Annotated in this window: 19 protein-coding genes and 1 other RNA gene; 4 read left to right on the top strand and 16 right to left on the bottom strand. The window is 38.1% G+C overall.

Annotation, left to right across the window (positions count from 1 at the left end; all coding sequences use genetic code 11):
* Window positions 1-72: 72 nt before the first annotated feature.
* From L6410_RS01750 to L6410_RS01730, 5 genes are all read right to left on the bottom strand, one after another.
* The gene (locus L6410_RS01750) at window positions 73-1,521 is read right to left on the bottom strand and encodes a cell division site-positioning protein MapZ family protein (protein ID WP_237395688.1); all 1,449 of its coding nucleotides are present in this window, start codon (window positions 1,519-1,521) and stop codon (window positions 73-75) included.
* A gap of 9 nt (window positions 1,522-1,530) precedes the next feature.
* Window positions 1,531-2,697: a THUMP domain-containing class I SAM-dependent RNA methyltransferase gene (locus L6410_RS01745; RefSeq protein WP_172040425.1), complete on the bottom strand. Its 1,167-nt coding sequence runs from the start codon at window positions 2,695-2,697 to the stop codon at window positions 1,531-1,533.
* Between the two features lie 53 nt (window positions 2,698-2,750).
* Window positions 2,751-3,114: RNase P RNA component class B (gene rnpB / locus L6410_RS01740), an RNA gene on the bottom strand.
* A gap of 19 nt (window positions 3,115-3,133) precedes the next feature.
* Window positions 3,134-3,466, bottom strand: coding sequence for a cell division regulator GpsB (gpsB, locus tag L6410_RS01735; RefSeq protein ID WP_024397592.1), 333 nt, complete (start codon window positions 3,464-3,466; stop codon window positions 3,134-3,136).
* A gap of 71 nt (window positions 3,467-3,537) precedes the next feature.
* Window positions 3,538-4,077 carry an SLOG family protein gene (locus L6410_RS01730; RefSeq protein ID WP_237396603.1) on the bottom strand — a complete coding sequence of 180 codons (540 nt, stop codon included), beginning with the start codon at window positions 4,075-4,077 and terminating at the stop codon, window positions 3,538-3,540.
* Window positions 4,078-4,143: 66 nt separating this feature from the next.
* On the opposite strand from L6410_RS01730, the gene recU reads away from it, so the two are divergent.
* The 3 genes from recU to rsmG are packed head-to-tail and all read left to right on the top strand — an operon-like array spanning window position 4,144 to window position 7,702.
* Entirely contained in the window at window positions 4,144-4,761 is a 618-nt protein-coding gene (gene recU / locus L6410_RS01725; RefSeq protein WP_024391820.1) for a Holliday junction resolvase RecU, read from the top strand.
* Window positions 4,742-6,931, top strand: coding sequence for a penicillin-binding protein PBP1A (gene pbp1a, locus L6410_RS01720; RefSeq protein WP_024397595.1), 2,190 nt, complete (start codon window positions 4,742-4,744; stop codon window positions 6,929-6,931). The genes recU and pbp1a overlap by 20 nt, the downstream gene beginning before the upstream one ends.
* A 57-nt stretch (window positions 6,932-6,988) precedes the next feature.
* On the top strand, window positions 6,989-7,702 hold the full coding sequence (gene rsmG, locus L6410_RS01715) for a 16S rRNA (guanine(527)-N(7))-methyltransferase RsmG (RefSeq protein ID WP_024391818.1): 714 nt from the start codon (window positions 6,989-6,991) through the stop codon (window positions 7,700-7,702).
* Between the two features lie 41 nt (window positions 7,703-7,743).
* On the opposite strand, the gene L6410_RS01710 is transcribed toward rsmG, so the two are convergent.
* The 9 genes from L6410_RS01710 to L6410_RS01670 all read right to left on the bottom strand — a co-directional run bounded on the left by L6410_RS01710 (window position 7,744) and on the right by L6410_RS01670 (window position 17,436).
* Window positions 7,744-7,947 (bottom strand): cold-shock protein, encoded by a 204-nt coding sequence (locus L6410_RS01710; protein ID WP_024391817.1) that lies wholly within the window; start codon window positions 7,945-7,947, stop codon window positions 7,744-7,746.
* Between the two features lie 159 nt (window positions 7,948-8,106).
* Window positions 8,107-8,940, bottom strand: coding sequence for an energy-coupling factor transporter transmembrane component T family protein (locus L6410_RS01705; RefSeq protein WP_024391816.1), 834 nt, complete (start codon window positions 8,938-8,940; stop codon window positions 8,107-8,109).
* Complete coding sequence (locus L6410_RS01700; protein ID WP_237395687.1) at window positions 8,940-10,610, bottom strand: ABC transporter ATP-binding protein; 1,671 nt, start codon at window positions 10,608-10,610, stop codon at window positions 8,940-8,942. Before L6410_RS01700 ends, L6410_RS01705 begins: the two co-directional genes overlap by 1 nt.
* 143 nt (window positions 10,611-10,753) lie before the next feature.
* Window positions 10,754-11,737: an oxygen-dependent tRNA uridine(34) hydroxylase TrhO gene (trhO, locus tag L6410_RS01695; protein WP_024391814.1), complete on the bottom strand. Its 984-nt coding sequence runs from the start codon at window positions 11,735-11,737 to the stop codon at window positions 10,754-10,756.
* Between the two features lie 193 nt (window positions 11,738-11,930).
* Window positions 11,931-12,476, bottom strand: coding sequence for an ECF-type riboflavin transporter substrate-binding protein (locus L6410_RS01690; RefSeq protein WP_024397599.1), 546 nt, complete (start codon window positions 12,474-12,476; stop codon window positions 11,931-11,933).
* Between the two features lie 27 nt (window positions 12,477-12,503).
* Window positions 12,504-13,352 (bottom strand): SAM hydrolase/SAM-dependent halogenase family protein, encoded by an 849-nt coding sequence (locus L6410_RS01685; protein WP_237395683.1) that lies wholly within the window; start codon window positions 13,350-13,352, stop codon window positions 12,504-12,506.
* A 264-nt stretch (window positions 13,353-13,616) separates the two neighbouring features.
* Complete coding sequence (locus tag L6410_RS01680; RefSeq protein WP_105113568.1) at window positions 13,617-14,333, bottom strand: YebC/PmpR family DNA-binding transcriptional regulator; 717 nt, start codon at window positions 14,331-14,333, stop codon at window positions 13,617-13,619.
* A 110-nt stretch (window positions 14,334-14,443) separates the two neighbouring features.
* On the bottom strand, window positions 14,444-16,612 hold the full coding sequence (locus L6410_RS01675; RefSeq protein ID WP_172055528.1) for a PTS transporter subunit IIBC: 2,169 nt from the start codon (window positions 16,610-16,612) through the stop codon (window positions 14,444-14,446).
* A 32-nt stretch (window positions 16,613-16,644) separates the two neighbouring features.
* Window positions 16,645-17,436: an endonuclease/exonuclease/phosphatase family protein gene (locus L6410_RS01670; protein ID WP_160864257.1), complete on the bottom strand. Its 792-nt coding sequence runs from the start codon at window positions 17,434-17,436 to the stop codon at window positions 16,645-16,647.
* A gap of 196 nt (window positions 17,437-17,632) precedes the next feature.
* Here L6410_RS01670 and L6410_RS01665 point away from each other — a divergent pair, with 196 nt between their 5' ends.
* Window positions 17,633-18,340 carry a UTRA domain-containing protein gene (locus L6410_RS01665; protein ID WP_024391809.1) on the top strand — a complete coding sequence of 236 codons (708 nt, stop codon included), beginning with the start codon at window positions 17,633-17,635 and terminating at the stop codon, window positions 18,338-18,340.
* A 249-nt stretch (window positions 18,341-18,589) separates the two neighbouring features.
* Here L6410_RS01665 and glgP read toward each other — a convergent pair whose 3' ends face one another.
* Both glgP and malQ read right to left on the bottom strand, forming a co-directional pair.
* Window positions 18,590-20,854, bottom strand: a complete 2,265-nt coding sequence (gene glgP / locus L6410_RS01660) for a glycogen/starch/alpha-glucan family phosphorylase (RefSeq protein ID WP_024391808.1) — start codon at window positions 20,852-20,854, stop codon at window positions 18,590-18,592.
* Complete coding sequence (gene malQ / locus L6410_RS01655; protein ID WP_024391807.1) at window positions 20,847-22,355, bottom strand: 4-alpha-glucanotransferase; 1,509 nt, start codon at window positions 22,353-22,355, stop codon at window positions 20,847-20,849. Before malQ ends, glgP begins: the two co-directional genes overlap by 8 nt.
* Between the last annotated feature and the right edge of the window lie 122 nt (window positions 22,356-22,477).

Here is a 22,477-nt window from a genome sequence, read left to right as displayed (position 1 = left end):
TTTCGTTGAGATATTTTATACAAAAACTTAGAACTAGCGCTTGACAACAGATAAAATTGATTTTCGAAAGCATTAGTAATCTAAAGCATCAGAATTACCGGCAGCATTCCCAACAAAATAACCTGTTTTACAATTAATTGAGAACAAGTAGGTGCCGTCTGGTTTAAACATATTATAATAGCCATTACCATTGATAATATTTACTTTTTCCAAAATGTACTGATTGCCCGTGATATAGCCACGTTGTTGTGAAATGGCCACAATATTTTCTAAAGTTCCCGGAGTAAAATTCCAAGCCTCATTATTAGCATCATCAATCATCGCTTGATTGTACGGAACTCGACTACGATCGCGTTGCAAGGTAACTCCAGCTGGAATCGGAATCCCATATGAAGTTGAAGTTGCAGTTGCAGTTGTTACTTCTTCTCCCGCTGTTATTGCTGCACCTGAGGTACTTGTATCAACTGCTGTTTCTGCACCTTGATTATTTGCTACAACACTTGCTTCTGTCTCTAAAGTAGATGAAGCAACTTCTTGCTGTGAACGTCCAAAATTGACAACTGAAGCTAATAATGCATCTACTGAACTAATTCCTGTTGTTGTTGCAGAAAGTGTTTCTCCTGCTTTAACAGTTGCGGTTGTATCGATTTTACCATCTACTATGACGTCTTTATCGAATTGGGCATTGGTCGCTTGGATAGCTGTAATTGCCTTCTCAAGTGCATCATACTGCTCTTTCGCTTTCTTATAGCTATCAGAGCTTTTATCTAGCTTATCTAGTAACGCTTTTAGCTCAGTCAACTTACCAAATTCAGAATTCTTCAATTTTGTCAAACTACTGTCAGTAAAGAAGCTAGCATACAGTTGCTCAAAAGCAGTAACATTTGCATCTGATGATGATGAAGTCGTGGTTTGACTAGTACTTGTGGAACTAGCATCCGTATTTGATGATGATTGATTGGCGGAATTCATCCAAACTAAAGCAGTTGCTACCACACCAACAAATAATAAACCAGCTGCTGACCAAAAATAAACTACCTTTCTTTGTTTTTTGGCTGAAAGACCTACTTGATTTTCATCTTCTTGAGCTAGTTCAAATCCTTTGTCTTCCAAAACCCCATTTGTTTCAATGTTCGATATTGTTGACACAACTGGAATTTCATCCAATACTTCTCTCTGATACTCAGCAGTATCGTCTTCGCTAGATAATAATGAATGATCTTCCACCTCTTCTGACTTTTCAGTTAGAATTGAATTTGTTGTTTCCGTTTTATTTTCAACATCATTTTCAATCGGCTTAAGTAACGGCTCAGAATGAATTTGGGTTTCAAATTTTTGAGACTCAATTTCTTCACGGTGTTGCTTAATATAACGATCTAGCAATCCATCGTCTTCTGTTACTCCAGCTTCTATTTCTTTTTGTTTTTTGACGGCTTCTTCAATCGTTAAATCTTTTGCCACCTCGAAATCCAACACATTTTCCTCATCTAGAGGTAGGTGATGACTATTTTTTTCTACCACAATATCCTCCTAAGCCTGCACTTCTTGTGTAGAGCGTTTCAGCCGTTGTCCGAAAAATTGATACAAATCAACTTTTAAAGTACCATTATATAATTTCCGTTTCTTATCTGCTTGCCGACCATAACGAACTTCAAACTGTTCATCACTCGTTAGAATGAATATAGACCACGTTTTGAGAGGTTCAAACACTTGCCCCATCTCTTTGTACAAGCTAGCAATGGCTTTATCATCTAATAATCGTTCACCGTATGGTGGATTTGAAATAATAACTCCATTTAGTTTATCCGTACGCAAATCTTGGACTCGCATCTGTTTGAAAACAATGTCCTGTTCAACTCCGGCCGCATAGGCATTCCTTTTTGCTGTCTCAACCAGACGGGCATCGATATCCGAACCAGTTATATCTAACACCAAGTCTGATTTGATAGAAGCTTGCGCTTCTTTGCGTAATGCAGCCACCAATTGATCCTCAACCCACGGCCATTCCTCAAATGCAAAACTTCTCTTCAAACCTGGGGCTATATTTTTTGCCAACATAGCTGCCTCAATACAGAAAGTTCCCGATCCGCAAGTAGGGTCAATAAGCGGTTTATCTGGATACCAATTCGATAATTGCAAAATAGCTGCTGCCATATTTTCTTTGATTGGTGCGCCACCTTTTTCAACACGGTACCCGCGTTTGAATAAACTAGAACCTGTTGTATCGATCATGACTGTTGCTACATCTTTCAAAATAGATACTTCTATTTTGAACTCTGCTCCAACCTCCTGCAGAGGGACTCCTTCTGGACGGGAGAAATGTTTTTGCAATTTTTTTACTACGGCTTTCTTAGATATAGCTTGTACGCTAGGTTCATTATGCAATTTAGATTTTACACACTTAGCCTTTGAAATTGGAAATTTACAGCCAAGTGGTAAATAGTTTTCCCAGTCTAGATGAAAAACTCCTTGAAATAGCTCCTCAAAAGTTTTAGCTGGAAATTGTCCAACGACTATTTTTACTCTATCTGCCGAACGTAGCCAAATATTTGTCTCAATCATTGATTTTACATCACCATGGAAGCGAACACGACCATTTTCCACTTGACATTCATAGCCAAGGTTACGAATTTCACGACCAACTACTGCTTCTAAACCTGCTGCTGCAGTTGCAATGAATTCAAATTGTTTTTTCATATATTTCCTCTACAATAAAAGCTAGCAAAGCTAGCCACCTATAATATGCAATTTTCTGTAAGCCATGTTTTGTTCCAGTGGCACTAGGTACTGCCACCTTCGATAATCATCTGTCTACTGTCTAAACAGTCAGGATTTCTGTTCGTTTCCATCCATCCCATGCCCCGACCAAAATTTGGGTTGCTAACTTGTGGGGTTTACCGCGTTCCATTTTTTACGTTTCCATAAAAACTTCGTCACTGTGGCACTTTCAGGCCTACTAAAGCATATCAAAGACTTAGCTCGTTTGACCGCCGTAACATACAAAGATGTCCCTAGGCTTATTTGTTCGCCTAGCACAAACACTACTGGCATCACAGCCAGTGCTAGCATGGACTTTCCTCATGATAGTATCCTACCACGCGATTATCCAAAAATTGCAACTTTCACCTTATTTCTAATCTTGAACGATTTGTTTCCCAAAAACTTCTTTTTCTAATCGGTTAAGACGTCGTAAAATATCAAAATTAGTCGCTGAAGATTGACGTTCTGTTCGCAATACAGCAGTAGTTTCCTCTGCGACTGTTGTCACTGAACGAGAATTATTGGCTGCTTGAGCTTTTAATCGGGCAATCTCACCCTTCAATTCCTTTATAATCGCTTCATACGCATCATAATCCTTCATGATATCATCAAGAAAATCATTTACTTCATCTTGATCATATCCACGAAAACCAATTTTAAAATCTTGCTCAAAAATATCTTTAGTAGTCAACTTAATGCTTGCCATCTCTCTCTCCCTTACCCTTAAACGTCACTCATCCTATTATATTAAAAAAAACATGGAAAAAGCAAGTTAAATCACTCAAAATTCGAAAAATTTTCAGCCACTTCATTTAGTTCATCGAAGGTCAGTTTTTTAACAGTATACTCTTCTTCTTTTAAAGCTTGATGAACAAAATATTTCAAATTTGTTTCATTATCGTTATCATAAAATAAATATACACCATCAGTATTTTCAATCAAAAATTGATTGTACCGACGAAATTGAGCTGGAGATTGATAGTTCGGATAAGTGAATTTCACAAAATCAACATTTTTAAATTTTGTTAATTTTGCCTGATTGGACTCATTCCAATGGTCTCCATGATTTTCAAATAAAAATATACAAGCTAATTTACATTCGTACCCTTCTGATTGAAGCTCTTGAAGAACTTCCAAAACCCAATATTCGAATCCTAAATTTCCTGTAAAAACAAACCATTTAACCCCTTCCTCTAAAAAATGAAGAAGATCATTTCTGATAGCAGCCTTAATAATTGGAAGACGGGGATCCTTCTCATTAAAAATTCCTAAATCTGTGTGCTTGTAACCACTTACCAACAAGGTATTAGTATGCATTCCTTGTACTCTTTTCTTCAATTATGATATAATATGCTGATATTTATTTTATCAAGAAGGGGTTCTATGGTCAATTATCCACATAAAATCGGAAAAAAAATCACTAGAACTAGCTCTAACATATCTCAGCATATTGACTTTGCAAATCGTGGGATGTCTTTTGAATCTGCAATTAACGAAAGCAATGCATATTACCTTGCTCATGGATTAGCAGTGATTCATAAAAAACCTACTCCGGTGCAAATTGTAAAAGTCGATTATCCGAAACGAAGCCGAGCTAAAATTGTTGAAGCTTATTTCCGTCAAGCATCCACGACAGATTATTCTGGGGTTTTTAAGGGACACTATATAGATTTTGAAGCAAAAGAAACGCGCCAAAAAAAATCAATGCCTCTAAAAAACTTCCATGCTCACCAGATTGAGCACATGCGACAAGTTGTAGAGCAAGGTGGAATTTGTTTCGTCCTTCTTCACTTTTCAACATTGAAGGAAACCTACTTATTACCTGCAATTCATCTAATTCACTACTATCATTCTGATCAAGGTACAAAATCAATGCCTTTGACATATATTAGAGAATTCGGATATGTTATCGAGATGAACTCATTTCCATCTCTTCCCTATCTTTCAGTGATTGAAAAAAATCTATTAGGTGGTGACTCTTTTGAAAACAACAACCTTTAAAAAATATTTACTAGGTTTGGTAAATATCTTATTGGCTCTTGCCTTAGTGGGCATAGTTGCTGCTGCAGTTTTAGTTGGATCCTATATCTTAAGTGCTCCTAAATTAACAGAAGAAGATTTAACTGCGACTGTTTCCAGTAAAATATATGATAAGGATGGCCAATTGATTGCAGATTTAGGAACTGAGAAACGGTCGAATGCAACGACTGAAGAAATTCCGACTGATCTTGCAAATGCAATCGTCGCAATTGAAGACCAACGCTTCTATAACCATAGAGGGATAGATGTTATTCGGATTGCTGGATCCTTGCTTAATAACCTTGCAGGCGGAAATCTGCAAGGGGGGTCTACACTTGATCAACAGTTTATCAAGTTGACCTACTTCTCAACTTCTGCAGAAGACCAGAATCTCAAGCGTAAAGTACAAGAAGCTTGGTTATCATTACAGCTTGAGCAGACGAAGACCAAGCAGGAAATTCTTACTTATTATGTAAATAAAGTCTATATGTCAAATGGGACATATGGCATGAAAACTGCAGCAGAAATTTTTTATGGTAAAGAATTAAAAGAACTTAGCCTTGCCCAATTGGCATTGTTAGCGGGTATGCCACAAGCACCAAACCAGTACGATCCATATTCCCACCCTGAAGATGCAAAAAATAGACGAGATCTCGTTCTTTCAGAAATGTTGGCTGAGAAGTATATTGACAATAGTCAGTATGAACAAGCCATTCTAACGCCTGTAACAGACGGTCTCCTTCCACTTTCCAACGATGCTGCCTATCCTGCTTACATGGATAATTACCTCAAACAAGTTATTGAGGAAGTTGAAAAAAATACAGGCTATAATCTCTTAACTACAGGGATGGATATCTACACAAACGTTGATTCAGCTGCTCAACAACAGTTGTGGAACATTTATAATACGGATATGTATGTATCGTATCCAGATGAATTATTGCAAGTTGCATCTACTATTATTGACGTATCAAATGGTAAGGTGGTCGCTCAATTAGGGGCTCGAAACCAACCAAGCAATGTTTCTTTCGGAACAAACCAGGCTGTCGAAACTAATCGTGATTTCGGATCAACTATGAAACCAATAACTGATTATGCCCCGGCTTTCGAAAATGGGGTATACAGCTCAACCGCAGATATCATTGTTGATGAACCCTACAATTATCCGGGAACCTCAACACCCGTAAATAACTGGGACAAACAATATTTCGGTAGTCTCACTGTCAAATCTGCAATACAATATTCTCGTAACGTTACAGCCGTCAAGGCACTAGAAGCAACTGGACTAGAAAAATCATTGAAGTTCCTAAATTCAGTTGGAATTAATTACCCAGAAATTCATTACTCTAATGCGATTTCAAGTAACACTTCTGATACAAGTAGTGAATATGGGGCAAGCAGTGAGAAAATGGCTGCTGCCTATGCCGCATTCGCAAATGGAGGAACTTATTATGCACCTCAATACGTCAATAAAATCGTATTCTCAGATGGAACCGTAAAAGAATTTCCTCAAACAGGAACTCGTGTTATGTCAGAAGAGACAGCCTATTTGATGACCGATATGATGAAGTCAGTAATGGAAGTTGGATATGGACTAAATGCTTCTGTTTCTGGCGTTCCGATGGCCGGGAAAACTGGTACCTCAAACTATACCGATACTGAGATGGAATCAATTATCGCTGCCATTCCAGAAGCAGCCTATAACACCATGGTGGTCCCAGATGAGAACTTTATAGGATATTCTAGTCAGTATGCGATGGCGGTTTGGACAGGATATACAAATCGCATGACCCCAATTTTAGATAATAGCATGCGGATTGCATCAGATGTTTACCATAATATGATGACCTTTATGCACTCTGATTACACTGCAACCGATTGGGAAGTTCCAAGTGGAGTTGTTAACTTTGGTGGAAATTACTATTTAAGAGATAGCTCTTCACTTAAAAATGCTTATATAAATTACTATAATAGTTTGTCACAATCATCATCAAGTAGTTCAACGTCAAGCAGTTCTTCTTCAAGTACATCAGCTTCTGGGACACATGATAATGGTACACAGACTGAAACTTCCACTTCTGATGGTACATCGACTTCAGATACTTCATCAAACCAACAGAATAATGGTAATACTGAAAATACAAACCAATAAGAGATTCCCAGATTCTTCTGGGTTTTTCTTTTCTCAAAAATGTGATAAGATAGGAATATGAAACCTGAATTATTTTATAAAACCGTGGCAGACCAAGGCATTCAATTAACTGACCAACAAAAACAACAATTTCATCGTTACTTTCAACTGTTGGTGGAATGGAATGAGAAAATTAACTTGACAGCTATTACAGAGGAAAGTGACGTCTATCTGAAACACTTCTATGATTCTATCGCACCAATCCTTCAAGGTCATATTCAAAATGAGCCAATTCGGCTCTTGGATATTGGAGCTGGAGCTGGATTCCCTAGCCTACCAATGAAAATTATCTACCCTCAAATAGAGGTTACTATCATCGATTCTCTTAATAAACGAATCAACTTTTTACAAGCTCTTTCAGAAGAACTAGGACTTAAAGGCGTTCATTTTTACCATGGTCGTGCGGAAGACTATGCACACGATAAACATTTTCGAGCACAATTTGATTTGGTAACAGCACGCGCTGTCGCTCGTATGCAAATCTTGTCCGAGCTAACAATTCCATATCTTAAACTAAACGGAAAATTAATCGCGCTCAAAGCCTCCAGTGCGGAAGATGAATTAACTCAAGCCAAAAACGCTCTGAATCTTCTTTTTGCAAAAGTGATTGAAAACCATGATTACACCCTTCCAAACGGCGACCCACGAACATTGACCATTGTTGAAAAGAAAAAGGAAACTCCAAACAAGTTTCCACGCAAAGCTGGTATGCCAAATAAAAGACCCCTTTAAACATAAGAAAAGCGAGTTTCACTAAGAAACCCGCTCTTTTATTATCCAATTTTTGTAATATTGGTTGCTTGAAGACCACGTTGGCCTTGCTCCACTTCAAATGTCACTTTTTGACCATCTTCCAAAGATTTGAAACCATTAGACTGAATTTCAGAAAAGTGAGCAAATACATCTGGTCCATTTTCTTGTGAAATAAAACCAAATCCTTTTTCTGCATTAAACCATTTAACTGTACCTTGTACCATTTTTGTTACCTCTTTTTATTTATTTGTAAAACGAATCAAGAGGAAAAACAAAAGATGAAACTGATACTTAAACTCTAAACTTATTTACATTCTCTACTTTAACAGGATAATCATCATCTGTCAACGATAAAGGTTGATCATTTCATAAACTTCATCATTTCACTTCCACGGATTATAAAATCTCCCCTGATTTGCAATAAAGAGGGTAATGGTAATGCCTATGAGGAGGAAAATGATAATTAAGACGATGTAATCCATTTGTTTCAGAGGCTGGTAGGTGTACCAGGTTCTCTTTTTATTTTTTCCAAAGCGCCGTAATTCCATGGCAGTTGATATGGTATCAATTCGTTCCAAAGAACTGAAAATCAAAGGGATCACAAGTGATAAATTCCCTTTTATCCGATCCATTAATCTCCCTTTTTTAGACAACTCTAGACCCCGGGCCTCTTGAGACATTCGAATCGTATAAAATTCTTCTTGGATATCTGGAATATACCGCATAGTCAAACTTACTGCATAAGCGACTTTATATGAAACCCCAATTTTATTCAAACTTGATGCAAACTGACTGGGATGAGTGGTCATTAAAAAAATCAAGGCAACAGGAACTGTACAAAAATATTTCAATAACAAATTGAGCAGATAAAATAGTTGCTGGCTCGTAATAGAATAAGTTCCAAACCCCGACCACAAAACGGTCTCTGCTCCATATAAAGTCACACCATAAGTTGGGGCAAATAGATACACCATCAGTGCGTTCAGCAAGGCGAATACTGTTGTAAACAAGAGAACAAAGGAAACATCCCGATAACGAATGCCCGATAATTTAAACAAGCTAAGGGAGAACAAGGCAATACATAAAATAAGACGAGTATCATAAGTAACCATCGCAACGACGGAAACTGCTAGAAAGAACAATAATTTACTGACCGCTGAAAGATTGTAGATAAAACCTTGTCCATTACGATAACCAATTAATGACTGGCGATTCATCAGTTCCTCCTCTCTTCTTGCATATAAAACATCGTCAACTCTAAAGGATTCACTCCCAGACGTTCTGCCAAATGGAATATAGAGGTTTCTTTCAAACTGGCCTGTTCTATCACAGCAACATCTGATAATATTTCTGCTGGACTAGCATCTTCAATAATCTGCCCATCCACCACTACAACTGCTCTGTCTGAATAATCCAGCATAAGTTGCATATCATGGGTAATCATGACAATGGTATGCCCTTTAGCATTTAATTGGTCCAAAAAATCCATCATTTCTCGATAATGTCGCTGATCCTGCCCGGCTGTCGGCTCATCTAGTAGAATAATTTCCGGATTGAGAACCAAGATAGAAGCAATTGTCACCCTTTTTTTCTGACCATAGGAAAGTGCCGATATAGGCCATTTACGGAATGGGTATAAACCACAAACTTCTAATATACTGAGAACGCGCTGTTCAACTACTTCCTCATCTACTCCACGCAAACGGAGACCAAGTGCCACCTCATCAAAAATCATACTTTGACTTATCATCTGGTTAGGATTTTGAAGAACATATCCAATACGCTCGGCACGCTCTTTAATAGAATCATTCTGAATAGATTGACCATTCCAAAGAAGTTCTCCCTCTGGCCGAATAAAGCCACAAAGTGCCTTGGCTAAGGTCGATTTGCCAGCACCATTCTTTCCGACAATTGCCAACCGCTCACCCTTATGAATGGTAAGGTTAATATCTTTTAACACCTGCTTCTCTGGATAGGAAAAATGTAGATGGTTTGCTTCTAATAATACTTCCTCTGACTCACTTTCAAAATGCAAAGCTGGTAGTTGACCAACAGTCAAGGATGCTACATCAACCTCCCATACTGAAGCAAGATGCTCTGCGTCTTCAATTGGATAGCCCAACGCTCGAAGGGTAGAAACATAGAGAGGTTCACGTATCCCATTTTCTTGTAACAAGGAAGTCTTCAATAATTGATCTGGGTTTCCATTAAATAAAATTTGACCATCATTTATCAATACCACCCGATCCACATGACGGTACAAAACATCTTCTAAACGATGTTCAATAATAATCGTTGTGGTGCCTTCTTGTCGATGCAGTCGGTCAATCAAATCAATCGTATCCTGACCTGATTTAGGATCCAAATTAGCAAGTGGTTCATCAAACAATAAAATAGGGCTTTCATCTATTAACACTCCAGCTAAACTGACACGTTGCTTTTGACCTCCAGATAAATCTTGTGGCCGTTGGGCCAATAAGTCTGTTAGTGACAGTCTTTCTGCCCAATCCCCTATCTTTTGATGCATGATCTGTTGACTTTCCATATCATTTTCTAGGGCAAAGGCAAGATCTTCTGCAACCGACAAGCCAATAAACTGTCCATCTGTATCTTGAAGAACTGTTGATACTAGTAAAGATTTATCATAAACTGATAAATCAAAAGCCTCCTGACCATCCAAAATCAGGCTCCCACTGTGTTCTCCCTTATAAATATTGGGAATAATGCCATTGAGACACTGCCCTAACGTTGACTTTCCGGAGCCAGATGGTCCAATGATTAAGACTTTCTCCCCTTGATAAATGGATAGTTGAATATCCTTTAAAGTTGGCTCCTGCTGTACCTGATATTTAAATGTAAAATCTTTAAATTCAATGATTTTTTTCATAGAACCATTATAACGTAAATTGGCTTTGAAAAAAAGGAAGAATCACTAGATTCCACCTTTGTGAAGACGTTCTGTCAATATTTCTCAATCAGAAATATCATTTATAACAAAAACTGCACTGATTTCTCAATGCAATTGATTTATTAAGCATTTACAGGCGCCAAACTCTCCCCGATTGCTTCCAATCGTTCTGCCCATTCTTGTCGTGTCAAACCATTTTCAACAATGTAGCGGTTACGCTCATGTGCACGACATTCAGCTGAACAGCCTCGAACATACTTATGCTCATTCTCTTCCGATGTCAAAATACGACGGTTACAGAATGGATTGCCACAGTTGACATAGCGCTCACATGGTGAGCCATCGAACCAGTCCTTACCAACGACAACTGGGTTAACATGGTTAACATCGACAGCGATACGCTCGTCAAAGACGTACATCTTACCATCCCACAATTCGCCACGAACTTCTGGATCTTTACCATAGGTTGCGATACCACCGTGGAGCTGGCCGACATCCTTGTAACCTTCACGAACCATCCAGCCCGAGAATTTCTCACAGCGAACACCACCAGTACAGTATACAACTACGCGCTTGTCCATGAATTTCTCTTTGTTATCACGGACCCACTGTGGCAATTCACGGAAGTTACGGATGTCTGGGCGGATCGCACCACGGAAATGACCTAGGTCGTACTCGTAGTCATTACGCGTATCCAAAACAACTGTATCTTCATCCAAGAGAGCCTCTTTGAACTCTTTTGGTGACAAGTAGGCACCTGTTGTTACAAGTGGATCTATATCGTTGTCAAAGTCGTTGTCTTCCAAACCAAGGTGAACAATTTCTTTTTTATAACGAACAAACATTTTCTTGAAAGCTTGCTCATTTTCTTCGTCAATCTTAAACCACAAATCGCTGAACAATGGGTTTTCATGAACGTAGTCCATGTATTTTTGTGTTGTTTCATAATCACCAGAAACAGTACCGTTGATTCCCTCATCGGCAATCAAGATACGTCCTTTGAGTCCGATAGACTTACAGAAAGCTAGATGCTCGGCAGCATAGGCTTCTGCATTTTCAATTGGGACATATTTATAATAAAGCAATACACGAATGTCTTTTGACATAATTTCTCCTTCTCAATCTTTGCAATAGATGATAAAACTCTGTCATTTCTAATAAACGACTCTCTAAGATTATATCGTGTACCAGTCAATATTACAAAAATCTGAACTGAAACCTGTTTTGATACAACAAAAAACTATATTGATATTTCACATCAAAAAAATGAACTGTTTTGTAACAGCTCATCCTATTTTATTAGTCTTTTGATAGGCTACCAGATTTTACTTGTGTTCTCGCATACACAGCCAATAAAATCGTACCAGCAATAGCAACAGTAACACTATTTGCAATGCCCGCAACTAAACCTTGTACAAAAACTTTATTAGCAGGTTCGCTATAAATAACAATGTCTAGTACTGGTGCAATGATACCCCAAGAAACAATGTTTGCCACAATCTGGAAGACATTGAACACAAGGATGTCTTTCCCTTCAAAAATTCCTTCTTGGATACGAAGACGACTTTTTGCTACACCCACAACAAGCCCAAATACACCTGAAGCTAAAATCCAAGACCACCATGGACCATACTGAATAGAGTCTTTAAGAGCATGACCAATAAATCCAACAAAGAATCCAACAACAGGACCAAAAAGAACGGATAGAAGAGCCTGAACAGCATATTGAAGCTGGATGCTCGTATTAGGTACAAAGGTTGGAATATTGATTACCAAGCCAATTACAACGAAAAGAGCAGCACCAATACCAGTTGCAACAACAGTTTTAATCGAATTATTTTTCATTATAAGTCTCCTTGTAAAATAAAGTAATTAATTGACTATACGTCTAATTTCAATATGCCAGTTCTGACCGACACCGACATTATAAGCCTTGGCGAACGATCCTTGATTAATTGCAAGTCCAACACGATAAAGTGAGTTGATATAGAGCAAAGGTTGACCAATCCGCACATCCGCAAAGGATTTTCCATAAGTCACTTGATTCTGATAGACCAACATATCGTTGTTGTAAATCGTTACCTCGAATCGATCCCCAAATTCTGGTAAAAGAGTATAAAACTCTTCACGAGTGACCGAGGTCCAAAGAGATCCAAATCGAACATCCAGGATATCAATAGCGCCTTTGACAAAATCCGTTCCAAGTTCTGTGGTAACAGTTGGAATCTCAACAATATAATCTACACTAAGTTCTGGACCAACTTCCTCAAAACTAATATGACCTGAAGCTAACTTTGCCCCCGTATAAGCGTAAACATCTCGTCCATGGAACGTATAGGAATGCTCGGTATTCGCACGACGATTAGCGACTTCTGAGATTTCCCTAACAGCTTTTATCCCAACATGTTTCTTAATAAAAGATAGGGTTCCATTATCTGGTGTGACAATATACTGATTTTTATTAGTTAGGGCAACAACGCTTTTTCTCTTGGAGCCCACACCTGGATCAACAACCGAAACAAAAGTTGTTCCCTCCGGCCAGTATTCCACTGTCTGGAAGAGACGATATGAGCCCTCAAAAATATTGTAGGGGGTAATATCGTGCGTCAGATTGTGAACAACAAGATCTCTTGATTCTTGAAGTGCTACTCCTATCATAGCAGATACTGCGCCGTCAACCAATCCAAAATCTGACTGTAAAACAAGTAAGTTATTTGACATACTTTCTCCTTATATTACTACCGTTCTATGATAACAGAAAAACAATAACCGTTCAAATAGATATTTTTAAAGACCTTTTATAGTCTATCTTTATATCAACTACCTAATTCTATCAATTTTTCTCAAATTCACAAAGAAAACTGCCTGCAGGCAGTTCCAATCTCCGACCTTCTAGGACGTCCCACGTCCAATGAGAATCGTCTGCCGACGATTTCTATTTCAACCTTTTAATATAAAAAAAGTGCTACTAGCACTTTTTTTATATTAAAACCCATCTACATTCGTGTAGATTTTTTGTACATCTTCGTCGTCTTCGAGGGCGTCGTAGAGTTTTTCAAATGTTGCGAGGTCATCGCCTTCAAGTGATACCTCTGATTGTGGGATCATTTCAAGTTCAGTGACGTTAAACTCTTGGATTCCAGATTCTTTAAGTGCCACGATTGCTTTATGCAGATCAGTTGGGGCTGTATAGACAGTGATTGTGCCGTCTTCTGCTTCTACATCATCAACTTCAACATCTGCTTCAAGAAGCAATTCGAAGATGGCATCTGCATCATCACCAGCAAAAACTACAACACCTTTTTTATCAAACATGAATGATACTGAACCAGATGCACCCATATTCCCACCGTTTTTACCAAAGGCAGAGCGAACATTAGCAGCTGTACGGTTTACATTTGAAGTAAGTGTATCAACAATTAACATTGAACCATTTGGTCCAAAACCTTCGTAACGCCCTTCCACGAAGGTTTCGTCAGTATTCCCTTTTGCCTTGTCAATGGCTTTATCAATGATATGTTTTGGAACCTGCGCTTGCTTAGCACGGTCGATAACGAATTTCAGCGCTGAGTTTGTTTCTGGATCTGGGTCACCCTTTTTCGCTGCTACATAGATTTCAACACCAAATTTGGCGTAAACTTTTGAGTTAGCACCGTCTTTTGCGGTTTTCTTGGCTACAATATTGGCCCATTTACGTCCCATGGGGAACCTCCTACATTTTATAAAATCGCTTTATTATACCACAAATAACAAGGATTGAGAAGATTTTTAAAATTGAAAGACAAGCTCAAAATGAACTTGTCTCTCAATTCTTATAATTCTACAGTTGCAACTTGACTATCTTTACTTACTTGTCCAAGGTTTACAAGACTGACAGATTTAATTTCTGCAGAATTTGTAAAGGCTACTACAATTGTTGTTTCACGGTCAGCTGAACGGATAGCATCCAAATCTGCTACAAGGAGTACGTCACCAGCTTGAACATGTTGTCCATCTGCCACCTTTGTTGAGAACGGTGCCCCATTAAGCGCAACAGTGTCTAATCCAACGTGTACCAAAACTTCTACACCCTGGTCTGACAAGATACCAACAGCATGTTTAGTAGGGAAAACACTGGTTACAATACCAGAAACTGGTGCGTAGACATTGCCATTTACAGGCTCAACTGCATACCCATCACCCATCATTTTTTGTGCAAAAACAGGGTCATTCACTTCAGTAATAGATACAGCTTGTCCATCTGCTACTGAGTAAACAGCTTCAGTGATTCCTTTGAACTTAGTTTCAACTGTCACTGTATTAGTAGAAACCACTTCTGAACGAGGAATTGCAACACCAGATTCTAATAAATCCTGAATGTCTGATTTGAGAACATCTGCTTTTGGTCCATAGACGGCTTGAACACCTGAATCTTTGATGATTAAGCCCATAGCACCAGCCTGTTTCCAGGCATTCTCATCTCCGACTTGTGCAACATCCTTCACACTAACACGTAGACGAGTCATACAAGCATCAACATCTTCAATATTATCACGACCACCAAGTAGGTTGATAATTTGCACCACTTGTGAATTTGCATCCGCAGTATCTACATTTGAGTTAGAAACTACATCTGTTGTCTCAGTATCATAGTTACCATTACGTCCTGCTGTTGCTAGATTAAATTTCTTAATCATAAAGTTAGCAATGAAGTACATAAGAACAGCAAAGAGTACTGATACCCAGATAAAGTTTACAACGTCCATACCGATGCCGGCTTTAATCGCCATTGGTGTACGAGTAAGGAATTCAATATTACCAAATGAATGCACACGTAAATTAACGACATCGGCCATCGCAAAAGCAGCACCTTGTACGAATGCATAGACTAGATAAAGAGGCATAGCCGCAAACATGAACATGAATTCAATTGGTTCTGTTACACCTGTCAAGAATACCGCTAAAGCAGATGAAATAAACATCCCTTTATACTTATGTTTCTTGTCTTCGTCAACATTACGATACATTGCGTAAGTTAAGCCCATCAAAATCCCTGAAGAACCAATCATTTGACCAACTTTGAAACGTGCTGGTGTGATGTTAGCAAGAAGATCATTGTATTGAGTCATATCGCCAGCATCTTTCAGATTAATCAAGTCTGTAACCCAAGCCAACCAAAGTGGATCTTGTCCAAATACTTGTGTACCCGCTTGTGCACCTGTCAAGATGTCATAAGTACCACCTAGTGATGTATAGTTCATCGGAATAGTCAACATATGATGAAGACCAAATGGAAGAAGCAAACGCTCCAAGGTACCATAAACGAATGGTGCTAAGATTGGTGCTGTATCCTGTGAACTTGCAATCCATTTACCGAAGCTGTTGATTCCTGTTTGAACAACTGGCCAGAAAATCGCTAAACAGAGTGCCACCAAAATTGAACGATAAATAACAACAAATGGTACAAAACGTTTTCCATTAAAGAATGTTAATACATCTGGTAATTTACGATAGTTGTAGTATTTATTATATGCTGTAGCACCCACAAAACCAGCAATAATACCAACGAAAACACCCATATTAAGAGCTGGTTGTCCTAAGATGTTTACAAAGTAACCTGAAACAGGAATTTCAGTACCAAAAACAGTTGTTACTGTTGCAGCAGCATCAGCGAGCATATCCGTAGTCACACCGAAAAAGTGACCTGTAATCAAGTTAATCAATATGAAGGCTAGACCTGCCGAGAATGCACCGCCAGCTTTTTCTTTAGCCCAGCTACCACCGATTGCTAAAGCAAAAAGCAAGTGCAAATTCCCAATAATACCCCAACCAATTTGGGCAATAATATTCCCAATACGAATCAATAGTTCTGACTCTGGACTAATCAATGGGATAGAGTTCCCAATAGAAACCATGAGACCTGCTGCAGGCATAACTGCAATCACGACCATCAAACACTTACCGAATTTTTGCCAAAATTCGAAACTAAGAAATTTTTTCATTTTTTCTCCTTTATTTTTCGGCCTTACGCCATTTATACACTAAATTCAACTTCCACACCAAAATGGTCTGAAATGATAGGACGGTTATGTCCATTAAAGATAACCTTACTAGATAAAACTGTTTTTTCTTGGTTGAAAAAAACATAGTCTAACCGTTTCTCTTGGCTATGACCTGCCCAACCATCAATTGCTTTTTCAGCAGTTATTCCTTTATCTTTTTCTAGCGCTAACTCGTAGGTATCATGGAGCCCAAGATTCTTGATTGCATCGTAGGCATCCCGGTCTGAGATTGCATCAGTATTAAAATCCCCCATCAGAATTTTAAACCGCTGATGACCCGTACGTTCGACAATTGTTCGAATATTGTCCAACTGGTCCTCTTCTTCACTACCTGGTAAATTAATATGACACGAATAGATATCAATTAACTGGTCTTGATAGAAAACTGTCAACCCCATAATTTTTCGAGATAAGATAGAATGAATACTTTTATTTTGACTGCAATAAAATGAATCAGCCTCATAGACAGGAAGCTTTGTCAAAAAGGCAATCCCTTCCTCATAACGATCATAGCCAATGTGAGAATGACTCCAATGATAGGAATAATCAAACTGCCCAAGATTTCTTAATTTTTCTAATAAAATCAAGCCATAATTATCCATCTTCAATTCTCTTGTGACGAATTTAGAAGCTATAAGCTGATTAACCTCCTGAAGAGCAATGACATCATAGGCCTTTTCGGCAATTGTTTGAGCTAGAATATCTAGTTTTTCATCCTGGTTTTCTTCTAACCAAGCATGGACATTTACTGTCAGTAATTTCATGACTCTCCTTTCCTAAATAATACGTAACCGTTTTCTTTATATCCATAGTATAGCGTAAACGTTTGCATTAGTCAATAGCTTTTCCGTAATATTTTAAACTTTTACGTAAAACTTAATAAAGGTATTAAAAATACAGCTGTATTTCCCTTTTCTAAGCCTTTTATGATACACTAATGAATAGAAAGATGGAAATACAATGAGTAAATATAAGAAAGTTTATCAAGATATCAAGAAAAAGATTGAGGATCAAGTCTGGTCAACAGGACAAGCATTACCAACTGAGAATGAATTGATGGAGATCTACTCTTACTCTAAAGACACCATTCGAAAGGCTTTATCCCTTCTTGAAATGGATGGCTACATTCAAAAAAAACAAGGGAAATCTTCAATTGTAATCGAACACGGGTTAATGAAGGAACAGTATCTTTCTGAAATTAAGACCGCTGGAGAATTGAACAAACGTTCTAAACACCAGATTCAAACAGAACTTACCTCACTATATATTGTTCAGGGGCAAGATGATTTAATGTCTACCTTTGAAGTTGATGATAAAGTAGATTTTTATAGAGTGAGTCGGGTAAGGACGATAGATGGTGAGCGTTTGGAATATGAAATTTCCTATTTTGACCGTAGAGTCGTCCCTTATCTCAGTAAAGAAATTGCTGAAAGCTCTATCTATCGCTATTTAGAGAAAGAATTAAAGTTAACAATCTCTCATTCTCGACGGGAAATTTCTTTCCGCTTTGCGAATGAAGAAGAAAAGCAATTAATGGACCTAGCCGACTTTGAGATGGTGGTCGTGGTTACCAGCGTTACCTATCTCTCAAACGGTCAAGCCTTTCAATATGGAACAATTAGCTACCGTCCAGACAAAGTAAGCTTTGTCTCAATGGCAAAACGGTAAAAGGAACTAGCATTCTAGCTCCTTTTTTTGTGCAATTATTAAAAACTAGTCAGTACTTTCTCGAAAAAAAGAATGTCTCTTTTTCGAAACATTCTTTCTTTTCATTAATATAATATAAGGAGGGCTCAAAAGTAGTTTTGAAAATCAAAGCTGTCAGGTCCAAAGCAGTTTGATTTTCATATCAAGGAATAGGTTGATCTGATAAATTGTTGGAGTGGTTCAATCAACTTCCCTTTTTGCCAATTTAAATTAGTTGCTGTGCCAAATGTCTTCGTTGTACTGTTCAATCGTACGGTCTGAAGAGAAGAATCCAGCTTTAGCGATGTTATGAACAACTTTCTTGTTCCATGAATCTTGATCTTCGTAATCTGCAAAGACTTGTTCTTTTACTTCGATGTATTCAGCCAAGTCAATCAAGGTCATGAACCAGTCTTTCGAAATCAATTCATGGTGCAAGCGTGCAAGACGTTCTTCGTTACCAAGCGCCTTCACTTCATCGCTTACGATAAAGTCAACTGCACGTTTAATATTTTCATCGCCGTTGTAGTAGTCAGCTGAAACATAGCCTGCTTTGTCATAAAGATCAATAATTGTATCAGAGTCTTTACCAAATGTGTAAATATTTTCACTACCTGCAAGTTCTGCGATTTCAACGTTTGCACCGTCCATGGTACCAAGTGTCAATGCACCGTTCAACATGAATTTCATGTTACCAGTACCTGACGCTTCTTTAGAAGCCAATGAGATTTGTTCTGAAATATCAGTTGCAGGGATCAATTTTTCAGCTACAGTTACATTGTAGTTTTCAACCAAATGAACATTGAGGTATTTATTTACTTCTGGATCATTATTGATCAACTCTGACAAGCAAAGAATCAAATGAATGATGTCTTGAGCGATAATATAAGCTGGAGCTGCTTTACCACCGAAGATAACAGTGATTTTACGTTTTGGAAGGTTACCATTCTTGATTTCAAGGTATTTATGGATAACATACAAGGCATTCATTTGTTGGCGTTTGTACTCGTGGAAACGTTTGATTTGTGTATCAATAATAGAATTTTCATCCAGTTCGATACCTTTGTTGTCTTTAAGGTAACGTTTCAAAGCCAATTTATTATTGAATTTGATTTCAGCCAACTTAGCATGAACTTCCTTGTCATCAGCAAATGCAAGCAATTTTTCAAGTTTAGTAGCATCTGTTAAGTACTCATCACCAATCAATTCTTTGATGTAATCAGCAAGGTCTTGGTTCGCAAATTCCAACCAACGACGGAAAGTGATACCGTTTGTTTTATTGTTGAATTTTTCTGGGTAAAGCTCGTAGAAAGCTTTCAATTCAGAGTTTTTAAGAATTTCTGTATGGAGCGCGGCTACACCGTTCACTGAGTTAGAGAAGTGGATATCCATGTGAGCCATGTGTACACGACCTGATTCATCAATGATTTGGACTGCTGGGTCTTTGATTTCTGCACGAATAAGGGCATCCAATTCTTTGATGATATCAACCAAGTGTGGCACCACTTCTTCAAGGAACTCAAGTGGCCATTTTTCAAGTGCTTCCGCCAAGATAGTGTGGTTTGTGTAACCAGTCATATTCTTAACGATGGCAACTGCTTCCGCAAATTCAATACCATGTTTTTCAGTCAAAAGACGGATCAACTCAGGAATTACCATTGATGGGTGAGTATCGTTGATTTGCACATAAGCGTAGTCAGCCAAGTCATGCAAGTTTGAACCGCGCTCAATTGCTTCATCAATCAAAAGTTGAGCAGCATTTGATACCATGAAGTATTGTTGGTAGATACGGAGTAATTCACCGTTCTTATCAGAATCATCTGGATACAAGAAGAGTGTCAAGTTTTCTTTAATATCAGTCTTGTCAAATGAAATACCATCTGTAATCAAGTTGTAATTCACTGACTCAATATCAAATAAGTTAAGGTAATTCTTAGTTTCTTTTTTATAGCCAAGAATGTCAAGACGGTCCAATTTTGATTTCAAAGTGAAGTTTTTGAATGGAACATCATAGCTAATAGTTGTTGGAATCAACCAAGAATCATTTTCAATCCAGAAGTTTGGTTCTGCTTCTTGTTCATTTTTCTTAAATACTTGACGGAAAAGGCCACAGTGATAGTTAAGACCCACACCTTCACCGTTAATAGCAAGTGTTGACATAGAGTCAATAAAACATGAAGCCAAACGACCAAGTCCACCGTTACCTAGTGATGGTTCTGGTTCAACGTCTTCAACTTGAGCCAATGACTTACCAGCCGCTGCCAATTCTGCTTGAATGTCTTTGTACACACCCAAGTTAATCAAGTTGTTTGACAAGAGTTTACCGATAAGGAACTCGGCTGAAATATAGTAAACCTTACGTTTTCCTGTATTTTTTGGTTTTGTAGCTGCAGCTTCTTTTACGTAGTTTAACAATTGAAGATAGATTTCTTCGTTTGTTAAATCAGCTAATTTTTTCGAAGTATTTGTTTCTGCAAATGTTGTAAATTTAGTCATGTTGTTCATTTCCTCTTTGATATAGTAATGTCATTTTTGTCAAGAAGTCTTTACGTTCTTGCGTTAAATCTTCTGCTTTCATACGCCATTCCCAGTTTCCACCGATAGTAGATGGCATATTCATTCGACTTTCTTCACCCAAATCTAGGATGTCTTGCATGGTTGCAATAGCAGTATCACTTACTGTTGCAAATAACATGCGGAGCATTGCCTGGCTAACTTTTTCAATCGGTTTACGATTGCTGTAAGCATCTACATATTCTTGTTGCTCTGGTTCAAGATTATTGTACCAACCATTGACAACCTCATTATCATGAGTTCCAGTGTAGGCAACCGAATTAGGAATGCAACGATGCGGTGCATCAATGCTCTTACCTGTTACGTCAAAGAAACCAAATTCTAAGATTTTCATACCTGGATAGCCACAATCTGCAAGCAATTTGCGAGCTTTGGCATCAATATTTCCAAGGTCTTCCGCGATAATTGGAAGGTCTCCAAGTGTTTCTTTAACAGCTTTGAATAAACTGTAGCCAGGGCCTGGTTCCCAAGTACCTACTTTGGCCACCTCAGCCTTACCATCGACTTGCCAGAAGTCTGAGAAACCTTTGAAGTGGTCAATTCGAAGGACATCATACAGCTTAAAGCTTTCATGAATTCGATAAATCCACCAGTTATAGCCAGTTTTTTCATGTTCTGGCCAATCATAAATAGGATTTCCCCATAATTGACCATCCGCTGAGAAGTTATCAGCAGGTACACCAGCTACATAAAGCGGCTTGCGTTCACTATCTAATTTGAATAGTTGAGGTTTTGTCCACACTTCAACACTATCCGCGGATACATAGATAGGCATATCTCCGATGATTTTGATGTGGTGTTTGTTCGCGTATTCTTTCAACTGTTTCCATTGGCTGAAGAAGAAATACTGTGTGACTTTGTAGTAGTCAATTTGATTGGCTAATTCTAAGCGATATTTATCAAGTGCTTCTTCATTTCGAGCGACCACCTTTTTATCTTCCCATTCTTGGAGCGCTTTATTGCCAAAGTATTCTTTGATAGCCATAAATTCAGCATAATCTGTTAACCAAGATGAGTTAGCTTTTTCAAACTCTAGAAAAGTAGCTTTTTTCTTATCATCTTGTAAAAATGCTTGGACAGCTTTTTCCAAAATTGGACGACGTGCTTGATAAATGAGTGCATAATCTACTTTTTCAGGATTGTCCCCGAAATTGACATCTTGGAAATCTTCTGGTGCCAACAACCCCTCTTCTACCAAAAGGTCGAAGTCTATCAAGTGTGTATTTCCTGCAATTGCTGAGAAAGACTGGTACGGAGAATCTCCGTAGCTTGTGGTTGTTAGTGGTAAAATCTGCCAATAAGTTTGCTTTGTTTCTACCAAGAAATCAACAAAATCATAGGCTGATTGTCCAAAAGTACCAATACCAAACTTACCTGGAAGTGAGGTAATATGCATTAATATTCCGCTGGTACGATTTGTCATAAAAACGTTTTCCTTTCTGTCGGTTACGTATATTAGTTTAACGCAAACGTTTGCACCTGTCAAGTATTTTATAAAAAAAGTTTCTAATCATCGAAAAAGTGCCTGTTTTATCGCATTTGTTA

Origin of the sequence: Streptococcus parasuis, from assembly GCF_021654455.1 — a bacterium.
Lineage (GTDB): Bacteria > Bacillota > Bacilli > Lactobacillales > Streptococcaceae > Streptococcus > Streptococcus parasuis.
Note: the sequence above shows the minus strand (reverse complement) of the source record. Positions and strands in the feature narration are given on the sequence as shown.